Consider the following 19,341-nt stretch of genomic DNA (forward strand, 5'->3'; position numbering starts at 1 on the left):
CATATGATGAAAATTAGTGAATTATTAATACCCGAAGTGATGATTTTGGATTTACAAGCAACCACAAAAGAAGATGTTTTTAATGAAATGATTGATCGGTTGTCAAAAGCAGGTCGTATCACGAGCAAACAGGCATTTCTATCTGGTATTTTAGCACGTGAAGCGCAAACGACAACAGGCTTAGGTGATGGCATAGCCATGCCGCACGCTAAAAATGAAGCTGTCAAATTACCAACAATTGTGTTTGGGAGATCTGAAAAAGGCGTTGATTACCAAGCAATGGATGGGGAACCTGTGCATCTGCTATTTATGATTGCCGTACCTGCTGATGCTAATAATACGCATTTAGAAGCCTTAGCAAGTCTATCGCGTTATCTGTTGCAAGATGGTTTTACCGATAAATTAAAACAAGCTAAAACACCTGATGACGTTGTCGCATTATTTACAGCACAGGAAGAGACAGTTGTGCCAGCACATCAGGTCGCTACCGACGCGCCATATTTGGTGGCAGTAACAGCATGTACAACTGGTATTGCACATACGTATATGGCTGAAGAATCCTTGAAAAAGCAAGCTGAAAAATTAGGTATTCAAATTAAAGTCGAAACCAATGGTGCCGGTGGTGTCGGTAATCGGTTGACCGATGAAGAAATTGCTCGTTCTCAAGGTGTCATTATTGCTGCTGACAAAAAAGTCGAAATGGCGCGTTTTGATGGTAAGCCACTCATTAATCGACCGGTAGCAGATGGTATTCGCAAACCAGAAGAGTTGATAAAATCAGCGTTAGATGATTCAGCACCGATTTATCACAGTCAAGAACCACACGAAAATCATAGTACTGACGGTAATCAAGCAAAATCAATTGGTAAAGCGTTTTATCGTCATTTGATGGGTGGTGTATCCAGTATGCTACCATTTGTTATTGGTGGTGGGATTGCAATTGCATTGGCCTTCTTGATTGATCAAAGTTTGGGCGTGCCACAAAATGCTTTGGCGCAATTAGGATCCTATCATCCGATAGCTGCATTATTTAAGCAAATCGGTGGCGCTGCCTTTAACTTTATGTTGCCCGTGCTAGCAGGTTACATTGCCTATTCGATTGCTGAAAAACCTGGTTTAGTTGCCGGATTTGTGGCTGGTGCACTGTCAGCTAATGGTTATAATTTTTATAACGTTGGCTTAGATCCAACGCATGCGCCGATTCCTTCAGGTTTCTTAGGGGCATTGGTTGGTGGCTTTTTAGCTGGTGGCGTGGTGTTACTACTAAAGAAAATTTTCCAAAAGTTACCTAAATCATTGGATGGCATTAAAACAATCTTATTTTACCCAGTATTTGGTGTCTTATTGACAGGGTTTGCAATGTTGTTTATTAATATTCCAATGTCTGCTATCAATACCGGCCTTAACGGGTTCCTATCTGGCTTAGATGGCACAAATGCAGTTCTTCTAGGGGCAATTCTAGGTGGCATGATGGCAATTGATATGGGTGGCCCAATCAACAAGGCGGCTTATGTTTTTGGGACAGGTACGTTAGCGGCTACGGTGTCCACAGGCGGTTCAACAATTATGGCTGCAGTTATGGCAGGGGGTATGGTACCACCTTTGGCAATATTTGTTGCGACATTACTCTTTAAACATAAGTTTAATCAACAAGATCGACAAGCTGGTTTGACAAATATTGTGATGGGGCTTTCCTTCATCACAGAAGGTGCAATTCCATTTGCCGCAGCTGATCCAGCTCGTGCGATTCCAAGCTTCATGGCTGGTTCGATCTTGTCTGGTGGCCTAGTTGGTTTGACAGGTATTAAATTACTTGCACCCCACGGTGGCGTATTCGTTATAGCTTTAACAAGTTCACCAATGCTTTATATTATTTTTATCGCAGCAGGTGCTGTGGTTTCTGGTTTGATTTACGGGACATTGAAAAAAGTATAAAAAGGCGTATGTTTCTGTTTAAAGTCTAATTGTTATTGATGACATTAGACTTTTTTAATGCACAAAAATGAGTTGTTAGTCATGTAGACTATCTTTGTGATAACGGTTACTTTATAATGATATAAAGAGTTGTATCGCATTAAGGTCAGTTATCTTATGGTGACGACACATTATTTGGAGGTTTTTATGTTATTGAATTTTATTAATGTCACCCTTGTGTTTAGTATTGGGTTGCTATTGATGAACGTGGTTGCTTTGATCATTAGCCGACGGACTAAATGGTTCATACTAACGACACTCATTGAAATACTTGTGATTTATCTGGCGTTATATGTTCAAATGCCACCGAAGAACATGACAGCGTTGTTAAATATTAATCTGTTTCTAGCTATTGGAGCTGCAGTCATTAATTTTATTGGCAATGTTGGTTTGTCTGCTGTAGATAAAATACGCGATTTGGGTCAAGAAAATAATCATAAACATGCGCGTAATGTGAATGTTCCTGCTAAAGAGGTCCATTTTTTGCGACGTTATACAGTTGTTGCGATCGTACCAATTTTATTATGGGTTATCGTTGGTGCGACAGCGTTTGTCACAAAAATTACAAGTATTGATAATGTTTATGAATCTATTCCCACGCAAACAAAGCGTTCAGCGGAATTACTGACTTCAGCTAAAGACATGCCAATCGCACTGGCACCAGATACCGCAAAACGTAAAATGCAGCAAAAATTTAGTGTGATTCCAAATTCAAATATGTATGAATTAGATGGTATTACCGCACAAACTGTTAATGGTGAGTATGTTTATGTTGCAACAGTCGAATTTAACGGGTTCTTCAAATGGCTTAAAAATAAATACGTCCCAGGGTATTTCATTATTAGTGCAACAGACGTTAATGCGCAGCCTAGGTTTGTCAAAGAACGCTTGAAGTACACAACGTCAGCTTATCTCAATGATGATGCCGCTCGAAAAATCTATGCTAAAGCACCAACCTATGCTAGTACAGGTCGCATGAATTTAGAAATTGATGATCAGGGTGTTCCTTACTACGTTCAGACTTTATACCGAGAATATGGTGTGTCTGGTCGTATGAAATTTAATGAGTTTAAGACTGCTGTGCTCAATGCACAAACAGGTCAGGTTAAAATTTATGATGCTAACAAAGCACCAAAATTCATTGATGCGCCGATTACGAGTTCTGCGGCTAATCAAATGAATGAATTTTACGGTCGTTACCAAAAGGGTTGGTGGAACCAAACATCATTAGGGGCAAAACGTGATGTGAAGGTGCCAACGGATAACGGAATTTATTCTGGTGGTCAAATCACACCGTTAATCGACTCAAAGGGTCGTTTGGTATACTTTACGGATTTCACATCTGGCAACAATGATCAAGATTCAGCTTTGGGCTATTCACTAGTTGATGCGCGAACAGGCCGCCTAACTTATTATCGTGATACGCGATCCGGTCTCATGGATTCAGATGGTGCCATTAGTATTGCAGATAAGATTTATCCTGAGAAGAAGTGGCAAGCGCATATGCCGATTTTGTATAATATCGACGGCACGCCAACATGGGTAGTCTCATTACTAGACACAAAGGGTATTTTTAAGAAATATGTCTATATTAATGCAATTGATAATGATATTGTGATTGATGGGGATAATGCTCAAGAATCATTAGATGATTATCGAAAAGATTTGGCAGAGTCTGGTTCAAATAATCGCTCAACAGATCCAAAAACTCAGAAGACATTTACTGGTAAAGTGTCTCGTGTGGCACTGATTAATGATGGGAAAACAACAATTGTTAACTTTATGATTGATGGCCAACCAACTGTCTTTAAAATTGATGCTGATAGCAATCCAACAGTCGTTTTCTTAAAGACGGGGGATGATGTATCATTTAAGGCCAATGTTTTGGATCAAGCTAAAATAGCAACGATTGACGATATAACAATTAAAGATTTGAAATGATAAAAAACGGTTATTTGTGATAACCGTTTTTTATATAGAAGTGATATAAAAAATGGCGTATAATTAGCATACTGAAACACTAGAAAGGTAGACACAATGATAACTTATGACACGTCACCGTTTTTAGACCGGCAATTGACCCTTTTTAAAAGTCATGATGCGCTTGTTTTTATTAGCTTGGCGGATGATGCCTGTGCTGATTTTTATGCTTTTTATCCTGATGAACAAGTGACACGTGCTCAACTACCAGAAATGCGTTATTTTCAAAGTTATTCTGCCGGTGAATTTGTGGATTGGACCCAACTCAAAACAGCGTATCTCAAGGGAACGTCATTTCAACGTGATGTGTGGCAAGCCATGCGTGAGATGAAATTATCTGAAACATTGACTTATTCAGAATTAGCAGTGCGGGCCAAACATCCAACAGCCATTCGAGCAGTCGCATCGGCTGTCGGTAAAAATCCTTTAACAATTATCAATCCGTGCCATCGTATTTTGCCAAAAAGTGGTGGCATTGGCAAGTTTCGCTATGGTTCAGTGATTAAACAAGCAATATTAGCATTAGATCAACAGCTGATATTAGCAAAGTGACGGTAAAAATCTGATATAATAACACTATGACAAATACAGAAAATTATTTTAAAGTTGGCACAATTGTCAACACACACGGTATCCGTGGCGAAGTTAAAATTATGGCGATCACTGATTTTGCAGCAGACCGCTTTAAAAAGGGCGCTGAGTTACAAATTGATACGAAGCAAGGATTTGTACCTGTGAAGGTACAATCCTCACGATTACATAAAAATATGTGGTTGGTCTTATTTGAAGGTGTGACAAACATCAATGAAATTGAAAAATATAAGACACATGATATTTATGTCTATGGTGAAGCACGTCAAGAACTAGATGACGACGAGTACTATTATGATGAAATTATTGATAGTCGTGTTGTCGATCTTGATGGCAACGACATTGGCGTTGTGTCTGAAATCATGGCAACAGGTGCCAATGATGTTTGGACTGTAAAACGTGTTGGTCAACCAGATGCTTTAATTCCAATGATTGACGATGTGGTTAAGGAAGTTGATATTGCGCATAAGCTGATTACAATTGATGCGTTGGAAGGATTACTTGATTAATGCGTATTGATGTCTTGAGTTTATTTCCAGATATGTTTACACCTTTAAAACAATCAATTTTAGGTAAGGCAATCGACAAAGGCGCGTTAGACTTTCATGTGACGGATTTTCGCGATTACACGGATAACAAACATAATAACGTCGATGATTATCCTTTTGGTGGTGGTGCGGGGATGTTGTTAATGGCACAACCTATATTTGATGCTATGTCGGCTGTTGAAAAACAAGCAGGCGATAAAGGGCATGTGGTGCTTTTAGACCCAGCAGGTCGCAAATTTGACCATCATGTTGCCGAGGAATTAGCGCAAAAAGAACATGTGACGTTTATTGCGGGTCATTATGAAGGTTATGATGAACGTATCCGTGAATTAGTCGATGATGAAATCTCATTAGGTGATTATGTATTGACGGGCGGGGAGCTCGGTGCCATGGTCATTATTGATGCGACAGCGCGCTTTTTGCCTGATGTATTGGGGAATAATGTGAGCGCGGAAGAAGATTCTTTTCAGGATAACCTGTTAGAATTTCCGCAATACACACGACCCGCTGAATTTCGTGGTCGCCGTGTACCGGAAGTGTTGATGAGTGGAAACCATGCTAAAATAGCTGAATGGCGTCTGAAAGAGTCACTACGCAGAACGTGGCAACGGCGCCCAGATTTATTAGCAAATCGCCAACTAACCAAGCAAGAACGTGATTTATTAGATGATATCAAACAGGAATAATCGTGGTTGAATCAGTTGATTAATTTAATTATTTTTAAAGCGCATAAATATGTGCTTTTTTTTGTAATATTAATGTCATAGTTATATCTTAAGAATATTGGTATAGTGTAGAAGTGCAGTTTAACGCGTGATTGAACATGATAGTATCGTGAGGAGAATAGATGATTGACCTACATAGTCACTTATTACCAAACATAGATGATGGTTCGCAGTCTATGCGAGCATCTATACGCATGGCAAAAGCAGCGGCAGATAGTGGCATTAAAGCCGCTTTAATGACGCCTCATCATATGAATGGCCATTACGTGAACCATAAAGATGATATCATCACACTAACATCAGAATTCCAAAAACACCTAGATAATAATGACATTGGACTCCAAGTATTTCCTTCGCAGGAGGTACGTATCAATGGTGGCTTATTGCAGGCTTTGGATGATGATGATATTTTGTTTGCTGATGAAAGTAACCGCTATCTTCTACTGGAGTTTCCAGATGACGATGTTCCTATATATAGTAAAGATATGATTTTTCAAGTCATGCAACGTGGTATTACTGTAGAAATTGCTCATCCTGAGCGAAATACTAAAATAATGTCTACACCAAGTATTTTGTTTGATTTGATTGAAGCAGGTGCGGTGGCGCAGGTGACAGCAAGTTCCTATGTAGGTACCTTTGGTAAAAAAGTTGAGAAGTTTGCCGAAGAAATTATTAAGCATAACTTGGCTCATGTTTTTGTTTCTGATGCGCATGACTTACCAAATCGTGATTACGAGATGGTTGAGGCCATGGCAAAATTAGAGAAACAAATGGGACGGGACTATCAAGAATTGTTTAAGACTAATGCTGAAGCAATACTTGATGGTGATAATGTCACGAGCTTGGTTCCAGAACCAATCGTTAAACGTAAGTTTTTTAGTAAATTTTAGAGAATAGAGAGATTAATGAACTATGAATAATGTTCTTGAACTACGTCAATTATGGCAGATTATTCGAAAACACTTCTTTTCAATTGTTGTGATGGCAATCATTGGTGCAGCTGCTGGGTATGGCATTGCTAAGTTTGTCATTGCACCTACCTACAGTGCCTCAACAAGTATGTTGGTTAACCGATCTGCTGATGACACGAGTACCGCAACTGCTAACTTGTCTGATCAACAGGCTGACGTGCAGCTGATTAATACATATAAGAATTTGATTATTTCTAGCAATGTTCTAGGAACTGTATCAAAAGAATTAAAAAATCCAGCACCAATTGTCGTACAAGAGGCCCAAGATGCTGAGTACAAAACGCTTGCTGATGGTACACAACGTCTAGTAACACCAGCAAAAAAGAGAATTACAAAGCCTTCAACGAAGACAAAATATAATCTAAGTGTTGAAGAGTTAAAAAGTATGATTTCTATCAGTAACCAAACTAATTCGCAAGTCTTTTCAATCAACGTCAAAGCCAAAGATTCTAAACTAGCTGCCGATGTGGCCAATGAAGTTGCCGATGCGTTTAAAGATAAAATTGGTGGCTTTATGAAAATCAATAACGTCTCGATTATTGATGCAGCGAAGGCTAACAAACAACCGGTTGCACCAAATGTTAAGTTGTTTACTTTGGCAGGATTGGTTGTACTTGGCGGATTAACATTCTTGTATATGCTTGTTAAAGAATTATCTGACACAACCATTAAGTCACCGGATGAAATATCGGAAGCATTTGGCATGACGAACCTTGGTATTATTGGTCATGTTAAGCCAATTAAGCACTTCAGTATGTCACCAAAGGTAGAGATTGCTAAACCAGAGAGTCATAAAACACCACGGTCACGTTTGGGCCGTTTGGATCGCGATTAAAGAGATTAGGAGAGCAGAATGAGTTTTTTTAATAAAGGACGAGCTGTTGGTAAAGATGAGCTGTCCGTTGAGACAATGACCAAAGGCGCTCGCTTAATTACCGCAGCAGAACCAAAAAATCCTGTGTCAGAACAATTCCGTACCTTGCGTACGAATATCGAATTCGCCTCAGTAGCGAAAGGTGAAATCAAAACGTTATTAATTTCTTCGGCATTACCTTCAGAAGGTAAGTCAACGGTCACAGCTAACCTAGCTGTTGCCTACGCGCAACAAGGGAAGAAAGTGTTACTAGTTGATTCTGACCTGCGCCGTCCTACGGTGGCTGTGACATTTGGATTGAATAAAAATGCTAGTGGGCTAACGAATTATCTTGGTGATTCTGAAAAAGAGGTTGGGGCAATTATTCATCGCACGGCCATGGATAACCTCAACGTCATGCCGTCAGGACCAATACCACCTAACCCAGCGGAGCTCTTGGGGTCAGGTCGTATGACGAACTTAATTACCCAATTAAAAACACACTACGATATGATTATCTTTGATGTACCGCCATTCTTGATGGTTACGGATGCACAAGTGTTGATGTCGAAAATGGATGGTGTGGCCATTGTTGTTAATGGTGGCAAAACAAACAAGGGTGCTTTACAGCGAACACACGAAATTTTAAAAATTGCTGAAGCACCAGTACTTGGATTTATTTATAATGATCAGAGTCGTAAAAAGAAGGGCAGTGCTGGTTACGGATATGGCTACGGTTATGGAGAAACCAAGGCTTAAGTGATAATCGTATATTGGGAGATGGGAGAGAACTATTGGTTTATAGAAAAGTTGTTAAACGATTGCTTGATTTATTGCTAGCAATCCCCATGTTAATCATTTTATTGATTCCACTAATCATTGTTGGAATTATTATTAAACTGACTTCGGAAGGCCCAGTTCTATTTATTCAGGAACGTTACGGTAGAAATTCGAAGCCTTTTGCGTTGTATAAATTTCGTTCAATGACTAACAAAGCACCGGTAAAAGCAAACTCAGAGTTTAAAGACATTACAAGCTATGTGACGCCTTTTGGTATGCTTATTCGAAAAACATCAGTAGATGAATTACCGCAGTTATGGAATATTATTAAGGGTGACATGAGCTTTATCGGACCCCGTCCGCTGGCTAAGACTGATGAAAAGGTATTGTCTTTGCGAAAACAGAACGGTGCTGATCAAGTATTACCAGGTATTTCGGGATTAGCACAAGTTAATGGTCGAAATAATCTTTCCGATGAAGATAAGGCAGCTTATGATGCGAAGTATGCAGCACACTTAAGTTTTAAGGTAGATATGTTATTGACAGTGGAAACGTTTGTTTCTGTTTTGAAGCGTGACGGTGTGTTTAAAGAAACACTGACCAGAGATGTTGAGAATTTGGAGGAATCACATGATCGAAAGCCTTTCTGATGTTTCTGTTTCCATTGTTACGTTTAATAATGCTGATGTTCTAAAAGAGCGTTTGGACATACTACTACCAATTTTCAAAACTAGCCAAGTTACCAATATTTTTATTATTGATAATCACTCGACGGATGGAACGGACGATATCTTAAAACAAATTTCTGAAGATGAACCACAATTAAAGATAATTCTGTTGGATAGCAATAAAGGATTCGGATATGGACATAATCAAGCTATAAAACAAACGAATAGTCAGTATCATATTGTAATGAATTTAGATACAACGCCTAAACAGGAAAGGCTCATTCGTAATATGGTTTTGTACATGGACAGACGTCAAGATATAAATTTGTTAAGTCCATTAGTTTTATTTCCAGACGGAAACATTCAACGTTTGACTAGGAATGAGCCAACAGTTTTTGATTTAGCCGTTCGTTTTTTTGGACCTAATTGGTTTAAAAAACGTCAGGCAAAATTTATACATTTGAATGATGGATATAATCGTGAACAAATAATAAAGAATGCAACTGGATGTTTTATGTTTCTTCGAGTTTCGGCCTTGAAAAGTATAGGTGGATTTGACGAACGTTATTTCTTATATATGGAAGATACTGACTTGACAAAAGCTATTAATGAAAAGGGGAAGGCATTTTTTTCTCCTGAATTTGAAGTTATGCATGAATGGCAACGTGGAAACCACTCTATCGGTGGAGCAAAATTAATGATAAGAAGCATGATTAAATACTTTAATAAATGGGGGTGGAGACTGTGGTAAAAAAAATTGTAGCAGCAATTGTTTCATATAACCCTGATACTGCTCATTTGGAAAAAATGATTAAAGAGATTGAATCTCAAAATGTTGATGTAATTGTGGTCAATAACGGAAAAAAACTTGACTACCTTGCTGAAGTAACACCTTTAGTCATAGAAATGGGAAAAAATGTTGGAATAGCAGAAGCACAAAATATGGCCTTTGCGAAGGCTGAGGAAGACAAATATACTTTTGTAACTGTTTTTGATCAAGACTCAATGATTCCTAAAAATTTTTTTAAAAACATGTACAATTCTCTAGATAGTAGCGAAATAGGCATGGTTGTCCCGAGGATTAAAGATTTGAATACCAATTGCTATATTGAAGCAAGAACATATAATAGAAAAAACAAATTAAAAATTTACGAGCCTAAAAACTTAGAACAAGAAAATAGTAAAAAGACACGAAAGGTGGCGATACCCATCGCTTCAGGGGCGATGATTCGTATATCGGCTTGGAGTGCGGCTGGTGGGATGACGTCAAAACTGTTTATTGATGCGGTTGATACAGATTTTGATTTAAGATTATTGATTTCGGGTTATGATATTATACAAAACAACGAAGTGCTACTTGAGCATCCCATAGGGAAAAGAAAACCTATCAAAATTTTTGGAAAAATCATCTTTTGGAATACAAATCACAGCCCTCTAAGAAGATTTACAATAGCAAGAAACTCTATTTGGCTTTACAAGTCAAACAAAAGATATGTTAAAGGCCTACTAAGTATTGTTTTGAGAACTATAATAACACACGGCATTTATATTTTCTTTGAAAACAAAGATTTTTTTAAAAAAAGTCTGTTGTTTAACAAGGGATTATTTATAGGACTATTTTCTAAGAGTCCAATTGTTATAGGGAAAGAAAAAAATGAATAAAATTAGTATAGCGGTAATTATTTCAACATATAACGGAGGAAAATTTATAGAAGAGCAAATTGATTCTATTTTGAATCAGAGCTTTTTTAAGTATCCGGATAATAATTATGACTTGAAATTAATAATAAGAGATGATGGTTCTTCAGATGCTACTAAAAATACTTTAGAGAACTACGAAAAAAAATATAAGGAAATAGAGATTCTAGATGATCAATTGGGAAATATTGGGGTTGTTAGATCTTTCTTTGAGTTATTAAAACAGTCAGCAGATTATGATATTATTTTTTTTAGTGACCAAGATGATATTTGGCTAAATCATAAAGTTGAAAAATTTATTGAAGTTTATAATAAAAGTAATTCGAATGACGTTATTGGAATTTATTCTGATGCTTGGATTGCAGATGATAAGGGGAAATCTAAAGGAACTAAAATGTCACAAATGTATGATTGGTTAAATAGACCTTTAAGCGTGGAATTTTTAACATGGGGATTCCGTATAACGGGCGCCAATTATGCTATAAATAATAAAGCTGCTAAAATAGTACTTCAATTGTCAAAAAATGAAATAAAAAATGTTGCGATGCACGATGCAGCAATAGGTTTGCTGATTGAAATTTTGGGTAAAAATATTCTAATTAATGAACCACTGTTAAATTATAGACAACATGAAAATAATGTTGTGGGCGCAAAAGGAAGTGCTAGTAATCCTATAAAAAAAATAACTGATTTACGAAAACTAATCAGTTCTATTCTATTAAATAATGCTAGCATATATAATTTTTTACTTCGCAAAAAATTTGGTGTTTCTACAGATATAATGGATCATTTAAAAAAATATAATGATATAACTGTAAAACATTCTTTCAAAGAAACACATAAAATATTGAAAGAAATAAAAAAAGATATTTGGTGGCGTCATAAAAGAATAACTCTATTTTTTGTATGGTTAAATAAGGTGAAAAAATGAAAATAGCGTTTATACTGCCAGGAAACAATGATACTCCTGTAGGCGGTTATAAAATAATCTATCAGTATGCAAATGAACTGATGGAGTTAGGTCATGAAGTAACGATTGCATTCATGTATCATCCATATAGTAAAAAAATTCTGAAGGTTAAAAAATTAGAACTACGCTTGAAAAAGTATTTAGGTCGTAAAGGAAATAGTCAGAATGTTTCGTGGTTTCCTCTAAATAATGATATAAAAATCGTCCAAAACTTAATCGAACAAGATAGTTTGTTACATTACGATAAGGTAATAGCAACATCGCCAGAAACTGCTACGTTATTATCTAGGTTTTCTGATAAAGTTGGTGAAAAATATTATTTTATTCAAAATTACGAAATATGGAATTTAGGGGAAAAAAAATTAAAACAAACCTATCTATTGCCATTAAAAAAAATAGTAATTGCAAAATGGTTGGGTGAGGAAGTTTATAAAGTTACAAAAGAATATCCAATACAGGTACCTAATTTTTATGATCATTCCATATTTTACATAGATAAACAAATTGAAAAAAGACAAAATGTAGTTACAATACTAAATCATGGCGAGCCAACAAAAAGAACAAAATTCGGATTGCGTGTACTAGAAAAAGTAAAACAGCAAATCCCTGACTTAGAGGTGTATCTGTTTGGAACAGGTGAGATGCCCGTTGGCTTGCCTAGCTACGTTCAATATTTTCAAAAACCAACTCAAAATCAGTTGCGTAGTAAATTATACGGAGAAGCAAAAGTTTATTTGATGCCAACAATTCTTGAGGGATGGAGCCTAACTGGAATGGAGGCAATGGCCTCTGGAGCTGTGGTTGTAGGAAGTAATATTGGTGGCTTACGTGATTATATTACAAATGATATTGAGGGTAAATTAGTTGATGTTAATAATTTTGACCAATATGTTAACGAGGTGATACATTTTCTAAACGATGAAGAAAGTCGAGTTAAGTATGCAAAGAGAGCTCTTCATAGTGTAGAGAAACATGATATTAATAACTCGGTACAAATTCTATTGGCTGCTTTATCTACAAACTGAACTCTGAGGTTAGTATATATGTTATTTTTAACTGGTTGGTTTTTTAATTTAATAGGATCGTTTGTTAATAACAAGATAATTAAAAGAATTATTGGACTGATTGGAATATTGATACTAGCATGGTTAGCTGGTACGGTTTCTGTTGATCACTCTGCTGACACAGCAGCTTACATGAGAACATTTTCAATGAATCCAAGTACAAGTATATTCGAATCCGGTTATTTAAACTTATCGTATTGGTTTTATACTAATGGATTTGATTACACTACATTTAGGACAGTTACTTTTTTTGTATTTTATATTTTGTTTTATATTAGTGTGAATGCCCTTTCTAATAATCCTAATTTTTTTATATTAATTTATTCTTTTTTTCCTTTTTTGAGTGATGCGACTCAAGTAAGAAATTTTTTTATGTTGACATTTGTGTTAATGGCATGTGCTGTGCTAACAAAGAGAACATTTTCACGTTATTTATTAGCTATAGCTCTGATTTATGTAGCATCTTTATTCCATTCAACAGGGTCAATATTTTACTTATTTGTACTTCTTCGTGCCATTCATTTTAGAAAAATTTATATTATAATACCTAAATTAATATATATTATAACGGCAGCGGGGGTCCTATTGTGGGCAACAGGATCAATATCATTACTATCCCAGTATATTGGAAGTTTATCATTTTTCTCTGAAAGAAATGGTATTTCAGAGTCGCTACAAACGTACTCAGCAGGCATATTTAACGTATATACTATACCTATGGTTGCGAGCTATTTATTTATGCTTCATGTATTGCAGATAATAATAAAAGATAAAATGGATGATAGCACGCTCACAGAGAAAGATGAAAGCTTGTATCTTTTATTTTTAATAGGTGCGATAGGAATTCCTGTAATTTTTAGCTCTTTTGCTTTTGAGAGAATATTAAGAAATTCAATGATGTGCGGAATAATTTTAGTAACTAGTACTACAACAATTAAAAATTTAAAGAAGGGAGATGGAGTGAAGTATATACTTTTTTCACTTTCTATTATATTGGGAATAATTGCTGAAGGATATTTGTATGATATTCCTGGAATGATGGGTTCATATACATTTTATATTTTAAAGTTTATACAATAGTTAATTGAAAGAATTGTAAGAAGCTTCGATAATTTACGATGAGTAAAGCAAGAAAATTAATAACAAATACCCTTATATTATCAATAGGCAATTTAGGGTCAAAATTTGCAGCAATAATTTTAGTTCCACTATATACCCATTTCTTATCACAATCTGAATTTGGTATTGCTGATGTATTAACAACAACTATTACAGTCTTAACGCCTATTTTTGCAGTTAGTATTGCAGATGCTGTATTTCGTTTTACTTTGGACCCTGAGTCAGAGAGAAGTGAGGTATTTACTAATGGTGCTATTGTAACGATAATCGGGGTATTTGTTTCAACTCTATTAATTCCAGCAGTATCGTTTTTTGTTGGACAACAATTTGCTATCTTTTTGATGATATCAGTTTCAATTTCGATTGTTAACTCGTTACTTTCTAATTTCATGAAAGTAGTCGACAAAGTTTTGATTTTTACATTGAGTGGCATAGTAAATGCAATATGTTTGTTGGTAACTAATCTAATATTTTTAGTTAAGTTTCGTTTGGGATTGGAAGGATATCTGATTTCAGCAATCATATCTGGAGTTGCGGGTATAGTGTTCATTATCATCTTCGGAAAAATATCATATTTTTTCAAAATAAAGTATTTTAGCATTGCAAAGATTCGTGAAATGATGAGATATAGTTTTCCATTGATTCCCAATGCCATGTCATGGTGGTTAACAAATGACGCTAATCGTATCATTATTTTAGCTTTTGTTGGTCCAGCAGCGAATGGTTTATATGCTGTTGCTAACAAGATTCCAGCTATTTTTTCTATGTTTTTTTCTATATTTGCACAAGCTTGGCAAATATCTGCTGTAGAAGAGTTTGATGCTAAGGATAGGAGTGAATTTTATTCGATTGTACTGCAGCGCATGATTGAGTTTTCAATGATTTTTAATGCAACCATTTTACTTTTTCTTAAAGATATAATGAAGTGCTTTGTTTCGACAAACTTTTATAATTCTTGGCAACTAGTTCCATTTCTACTCCTCACTGTTATGTATTCGAATGTTTCATCTTTCGTAGGTACGACATATATTGCCGCAAAAAAAACCACAATGATAACCGTGACAACGTTCTTGGGAATGGGAATTAATATACTTTTAGGACTAGTTCTTGTAAGAATATTTGGAGTTCAAGGAGTAATCGTGGGTGGAGCAATAGGGTTCTTTGTTATTGCTGTTATCCGAATATTAAATACTAGAAATTTAGTTAGCTTTAAAATAAATTATATCTTATTAGTTTGTGATCACATTGTACTAGGTTTAATGATTATTGTGTTGTTCAGTGATTTAGTTTCTTCTAGAATAGAAACTATAGGGAATACACTATTGTTATTATTAATGCTTTATCTTAACAAAGACTTTTTTTATTCTATAAAGAAATTAATAAACAGGAGAAAATCTAAACATGTCTAGGAAAAAAATATTATTATTAGACACAAGCAACAATACAGAAAATATGGGCGACTTCATAATTATGGATTCTGTCCAAAAACAGCTACGCAAAATATTTCCTGATGATTTTTTTATAAATGCATCAACACATGAAACAATAGGCAAAAAAACTCATGAATGGCACAGAGAGGCCGCATATACTTTTTTGGGAGGTACAAACCTATTAAGTGGAAGATATATTGGAAAAAATAGAGCCCAGTGGAGGTTCGGATTTAAAGATAGTAAGTCTATAAATGATGTGATTGGTTTAGCTGTGGGGTGGCAATCTGATCGAAAATATTCACGGACAAAAGACATTCCATTTGTTTTTGCTCAAAAAAAATTATACAAAAATTCAATGAACGACAAAATTTTGCACTCAGTACGCGATTCTTTTACACAGAAAAAGATGCTAGAATACGGAATAGATTCAATCAATACTGCTTGTGTTACTATGTGGGACTTAACACCTGAACATTTACAAAATATAAAACAGACAAAATCGAGTACAGTGGTTATGACATTGACAGATTACAGGCGTGACCAAGAATTTTTGGAATCTTATCGCGATATGTTGTTGATCTTAATTAAAAATTACCAGCAAATATTTCTATGGGTTCAATCAGCTGCTGACATTGATCTGTTAACAGAATTAGGTTTTGCCAAGGAAGACAGAATTATGTTGCTTTCTCCCACATTACAAGCCTTAGATAATGTATTAAATAAAGAAGATACAGATTATGTTGGAACACGCTTACATGCAGGAATTAGAGCCCTCCAGCATGGACGTAGAACAGTTATTATTGAAGTAGATAATCGAGCCCGAGAAATTGCCAGAGATACAAATTTAAAGACTCTTAATTATCAAAATATATCTAAACTAGATGCTTTGATAAATAGTAATTTTGATATGGACATACATGTTCCTTTTGATCAAATTGAACGATGGAAAAGTCAATTTATTTCTGAAATTTAATGCTTTTGTTTTGAAAACTTTTATTGTAATATAGACATAATAAAAATTCTAGTAATTAAATTGATTATTGAGTTACACGTCCCAAAAATGGGTAATAGACAAGTTGATTGTAAACTATATGTACCCTGTTTGTAAGTGTTCAGTAAGTAGACTTGAGATAATAAATATTAAAATGAAATAGAAATACAGCCAAATATAACAAGATTAATGTATCCCCTTCATTTTTTATGTAGAGAAAGAAATTTTTTAATGTTTAATAACCATATTTGTTAACATAGTATTTAAGGATTTGGGAGAGACTGAGAATGAATCAAGATGAATTTAAAGTATCAGTTGTTATAGCACACTACAATGCTGGGGATTATATCAGAAAAGCGCTCGACTCTCTGGTCAGACAGACAATGAACCAAGATGATTTTGAGGTAATTATTGTTGATGATAAGAGTACCAAGCCATTAAACATTATTCGGGAATATGAGAGTCAACTTAAGCATTTGCGAATAGTTGTCGAAGAGCAGAATCATGGTTATCCAAGCATTCCAAGAAATCATGGGATAGAAAAAGCACGTGGGACATTCATCATGCTGATGGATCAAGATGACAATTTGGCGGACGACACCTTGTTGACTTTTGTTGAATTTGCTGGCGATGATTCTGATGTCATTATTGGCAAATACGCTGAAGGCAAAATGTACAACGGCACACAGGTTCCCTTTAAAAACGGCACGAACATTAAAGACGCGAGCATCATAACGGATCATATTCTCAGTACGTTAGCACCACATAAGATGTATCGACGGGCAATGTTAAATCAATATGATGTTAAATTCCCTGACAGTAGTTATATTCCAGTCGAAGAAGATCAAGTTTTCAATATGAAAGCCTATTCTGTTTCGAGAAAAATTTCCATCTTAGCGGATAAAGATTACTATTATTGGAACCAACGAGAAGACTTTGGTAATCTGGGCAAGAGCTCAAGTTATACTTACAATGAGCCTTGGAAATACCTCAATATCTTATCGGAGGTATTCAATATTATTGAGGCGTCTCCTAATTGGTCTTTGGCACAGCAATCTAAGCTCAAGGCAATGTATATTGGTCGACTATTTAATAGCTCATATACAACTGTGATAGAAATTATTAAGCTTCAGAAAAATGAACAAGAGAGAGAAACGCTAATTGCTGGTTTGAGAAAAATAATCAATGAGCGTATGGATTCACAAAGTATTAGCGAAGTTCGCCAAGAATCACGATGGATGGTTCTGGGAATTAAGTATGGTATGAGCTATGAGGAATTATCGAACTTAGAGACAGAATTGTTTTCAGGCGAGAAATCATTGGTGCAGAACATACAATGCATTAATGGCGAGACAGTGAAAAAACTGTCAATCCATGGACGAATATGCGCAATTCCAGTTGACTTTCTAAAGAAAGAAAAGACTCTTGGTTCGAACTAAGTTAATGGACACCATTCTTTGATGTAAAATGCACGAGCATATATAAGGAGAGAAAAAATGAAAGGTATTATCCTAGCCGGAGGTTCCGGCACGAGACTTTATCCAATTACTAAGGCAACAAGTAAGCAGTTGGTACCAATTTACGACAAGCCAATGATTTATTATCCATTGTCTGTTCTGATGTTAGCTGGTATCAAGGATATTTTGCTAATTTCAACACCCGAATATGTTGGACAGTTTGAGGAACTATTCGGTGATGGCCATGAAATTGGTTTAAATATCCGATATGCGATTCAAGAAGAGCCTCGCGGTTTGGCTGATGCGTTCATTGTTGGCGCTGACTTTATCGGTGATGACGCTGTGGCTCTTGTGCTAGGTGACAATATTTTCTATGGCGCAGGGTTATCAGAGAAGTTACAAGAAGCTGCTCTGAAAACATCTGGTGCTACAGTGTTTGGTTATCAAGTTAAGGATCCGGAACGATTTGGTGTGGTTGAATTTGATAAAGATGGCAAGGCTTTGTCCATTGTTGAGAAACCAGAACAGCCAAAGTCCAATTACGCCGTAACCGGTCTTTATTTCTATGACAATGATGTCGTGGAAATCGCGGCTAACGTTAAACCATCAGAGCGTGGTGAAATTGAAATTTCTGATATTAACCAAGCTTACTTAGATCGTGGCGATTTGGATGTTCAAGTCATGGGACGTGGCTATGCTTGGCTTGACACTGGAACACACGATTCACTCCTCGAAGCTTCTTCCTTCATTGCAACGATTCAAAAACAACAAAACTTAAAAGTTGCTTCATTAGAAGAAATTGCTTACCGTATGGGGTATATTGATATTGCGCAATTAGAAAAGTTGGCACAACCATTGAAAAAGAATGATTACGGTCAATATTTGCTTAGAATTGTTGATGAAGAAGGGGAATAAGGCGTTTACATGACTGAAGAATTTTTTGAGAAAAAATTAGCAGCACAACCAATTGCAGCTATTCCGGGGATGATCGCTTTCGATATTCCTGTTCACGGTGATAATCGTGGTTGGTTTAAGGAAAACTTCCAAAAAGAAAAGATGTTACCCCTTGGTTTTCCAGAGTCTTTCTTTAAAGAGGATAAGTTACAAAACAATGTGTCCCTATCACGAAAGGGTGTGCTCCGTGGTCTGCATGCTGAACCATGGGATAAGTACATTTCTGTGGCTGATAATGGTCGTGTGTTGGGATCTTGGGTTGACCTACGCGAAGGTGATTCATTTGGACATGTCTACCAAACGGTTATTGATGCCAGTAAGGGCATTTATGTACCACGTGGTGTGGCTAATGGATTCCAAGTATTGAGTGAAACGGTATCATACTCATACTTAGTCAATGACTACTGGGCACTTGATTTAAAGCCAAAGTATGCCTTTGTGAATTACGCAGATCTTGCTTTGGGCATTGAATGGCATGATGTCGAAAATGCTGAAGTAAGTGAAGCAGACAAAAATCATCCTTTGCTAAAAGATGTCGTGCCACTAACAAAAGAGCAATTGTAATAGG

19 protein-coding genes are annotated in these 19,341 nt (G+C 36.0%); all 19 read left to right on the forward strand.

Annotation, left to right across the window (positions count from 1 at the left end):
* Positions 1 to 6 precede the first annotated feature (6 nt).
* The 19 genes from JOD28_RS04260 (at position 7) to JOD28_RS04350 (ending at position 19,337) form a co-directional block, all read left to right on the forward strand.
* Complete coding sequence (locus JOD28_RS04260) at positions 7 to 1,935, forward strand: PTS fructose transporter subunit IIABC (RefSeq protein ID WP_204769769.1); 1,929 nt, start codon at positions 7 to 9, stop codon at positions 1,933 to 1,935.
* A gap of 186 nt (positions 1,936 to 2,121) precedes the next feature.
* On the forward strand, positions 2,122 to 3,915 hold the full coding sequence (locus tag JOD28_RS04265; protein ID WP_204769643.1) for a DNA-binding protein: 1,794 nt from the start codon (positions 2,122 to 2,124) through the stop codon (positions 3,913 to 3,915).
* 96 nt (positions 3,916 to 4,011) lie between these two features.
* A complete protein-coding gene (locus tag JOD28_RS04270) occupies positions 4,012 to 4,506 on the forward strand; it encodes a methylated-DNA--[protein]-cysteine S-methyltransferase (RefSeq protein ID WP_204769644.1) in 495 nt (164 codons plus the stop codon).
* Positions 4,507 to 4,532: 26 nt separating this feature from the next.
* Positions 4,533 to 5,054 (forward strand): ribosome maturation factor RimM, encoded by a 522-nt coding sequence (rimM, locus tag JOD28_RS04275; RefSeq protein ID WP_204769645.1) that lies wholly within the window; start codon positions 4,533 to 4,535, stop codon positions 5,052 to 5,054.
* Complete coding sequence (gene trmD / locus JOD28_RS04280) at positions 5,054 to 5,779, forward strand: tRNA (guanosine(37)-N1)-methyltransferase TrmD (protein WP_204769646.1); 726 nt, start codon at positions 5,054 to 5,056, stop codon at positions 5,777 to 5,779. Before rimM ends, trmD begins: the two co-directional genes overlap by 1 nt.
* 161 nt (positions 5,780 to 5,940) lie before the next feature.
* Entirely contained in the window at positions 5,941 to 6,708 is a 768-nt protein-coding gene (locus JOD28_RS04285; RefSeq protein WP_204769647.1) for a tyrosine-protein phosphatase, read from the forward strand.
* Between the two features lie 22 nt (positions 6,709 to 6,730).
* A complete protein-coding gene (locus JOD28_RS04290; RefSeq protein ID WP_048592262.1) occupies positions 6,731 to 7,624 on the forward strand; it encodes a YveK family protein in 894 nt (297 codons plus the stop codon).
* A gap of 18 nt (positions 7,625 to 7,642) precedes the next feature.
* Positions 7,643 to 8,401 carry a CpsD/CapB family tyrosine-protein kinase gene (locus JOD28_RS04295; RefSeq protein WP_204769648.1) on the forward strand — a complete coding sequence of 253 codons (759 nt, stop codon included), beginning with the start codon at positions 7,643 to 7,645 and terminating at the stop codon, positions 8,399 to 8,401.
* 35 nt (positions 8,402 to 8,436) lie between these two features.
* On the forward strand, positions 8,437 to 9,072 hold the full coding sequence (locus JOD28_RS04300; RefSeq protein ID WP_048592260.1) for a sugar transferase: 636 nt from the start codon (positions 8,437 to 8,439) through the stop codon (positions 9,070 to 9,072).
* The gene (locus tag JOD28_RS04305; RefSeq protein WP_048592259.1) at positions 9,053 to 9,841 is read left to right on the forward strand and encodes a glycosyltransferase family 2 protein; all 789 of its coding nucleotides are present in this window, start codon (positions 9,053 to 9,055) and stop codon (positions 9,839 to 9,841) included. Before JOD28_RS04300 ends, JOD28_RS04305 begins: the two co-directional genes overlap by 20 nt.
* On the forward strand, positions 9,835 to 10,752 hold the full coding sequence (locus tag JOD28_RS04310) for a glycosyltransferase (RefSeq protein ID WP_048592258.1): 918 nt from the start codon (positions 9,835 to 9,837) through the stop codon (positions 10,750 to 10,752). The genes JOD28_RS04305 and JOD28_RS04310 overlap by 7 nt, the downstream gene beginning before the upstream one ends.
* Positions 10,745 to 11,719, forward strand: a complete 975-nt coding sequence (locus tag JOD28_RS04315) for a glycosyltransferase (RefSeq protein ID WP_048592257.1) — start codon at positions 10,745 to 10,747, stop codon at positions 11,717 to 11,719. The genes JOD28_RS04310 and JOD28_RS04315 overlap by 8 nt, the downstream gene beginning before the upstream one ends.
* Complete coding sequence (locus JOD28_RS04320) at positions 11,716 to 12,783, forward strand: glycosyltransferase family 4 protein (RefSeq protein WP_204769649.1); 1,068 nt, start codon at positions 11,716 to 11,718, stop codon at positions 12,781 to 12,783. Before JOD28_RS04315 ends, JOD28_RS04320 begins: the two co-directional genes overlap by 4 nt.
* Positions 12,784 to 12,801: 18 nt before the next feature.
* On the forward strand, positions 12,802 to 13,902 hold the full coding sequence (locus JOD28_RS04325) for an EpsG family protein (protein WP_048592255.1): 1,101 nt from the start codon (positions 12,802 to 12,804) through the stop codon (positions 13,900 to 13,902).
* 38 nt (positions 13,903 to 13,940) lie between these two features.
* Complete coding sequence (locus JOD28_RS04330) at positions 13,941 to 15,350, forward strand: lipopolysaccharide biosynthesis protein (RefSeq protein WP_204769650.1); 1,410 nt, start codon at positions 13,941 to 13,943, stop codon at positions 15,348 to 15,350.
* On the forward strand, positions 15,343 to 16,344 hold the full coding sequence (locus JOD28_RS04335) for a polysaccharide pyruvyl transferase family protein (protein WP_080968809.1): 1,002 nt from the start codon (positions 15,343 to 15,345) through the stop codon (positions 16,342 to 16,344). Before JOD28_RS04330 ends, JOD28_RS04335 begins: the two co-directional genes overlap by 8 nt.
* A gap of 305 nt (positions 16,345 to 16,649) precedes the next feature.
* Complete coding sequence (locus tag JOD28_RS04340; RefSeq protein WP_204769651.1) at positions 16,650 to 17,801, forward strand: glycosyltransferase family 2 protein; 1,152 nt, start codon at positions 16,650 to 16,652, stop codon at positions 17,799 to 17,801.
* 57 nt (positions 17,802 to 17,858) lie between these two features.
* Entirely contained in the window at positions 17,859 to 18,734 is an 876-nt protein-coding gene (gene rfbA / locus JOD28_RS04345; RefSeq protein WP_204769652.1) for a glucose-1-phosphate thymidylyltransferase RfbA, read from the forward strand.
* 9 nt (positions 18,735 to 18,743) lie between these two features.
* Positions 18,744 to 19,337: a dTDP-4-dehydrorhamnose 3,5-epimerase family protein gene (locus tag JOD28_RS04350; RefSeq protein ID WP_204769653.1), complete on the forward strand. Its 594-nt coding sequence runs from the start codon at positions 18,744 to 18,746 to the stop codon at positions 19,335 to 19,337.
* Positions 19,338 to 19,341 lie beyond the last annotated feature (4 nt).

Origin of the sequence: Leuconostoc rapi (assembly GCF_016908715.1) — a bacterium.
GTDB classification, from domain to species: domain Bacteria; phylum Bacillota; class Bacilli; order Lactobacillales; family Lactobacillaceae; genus Leuconostoc; species Leuconostoc rapi.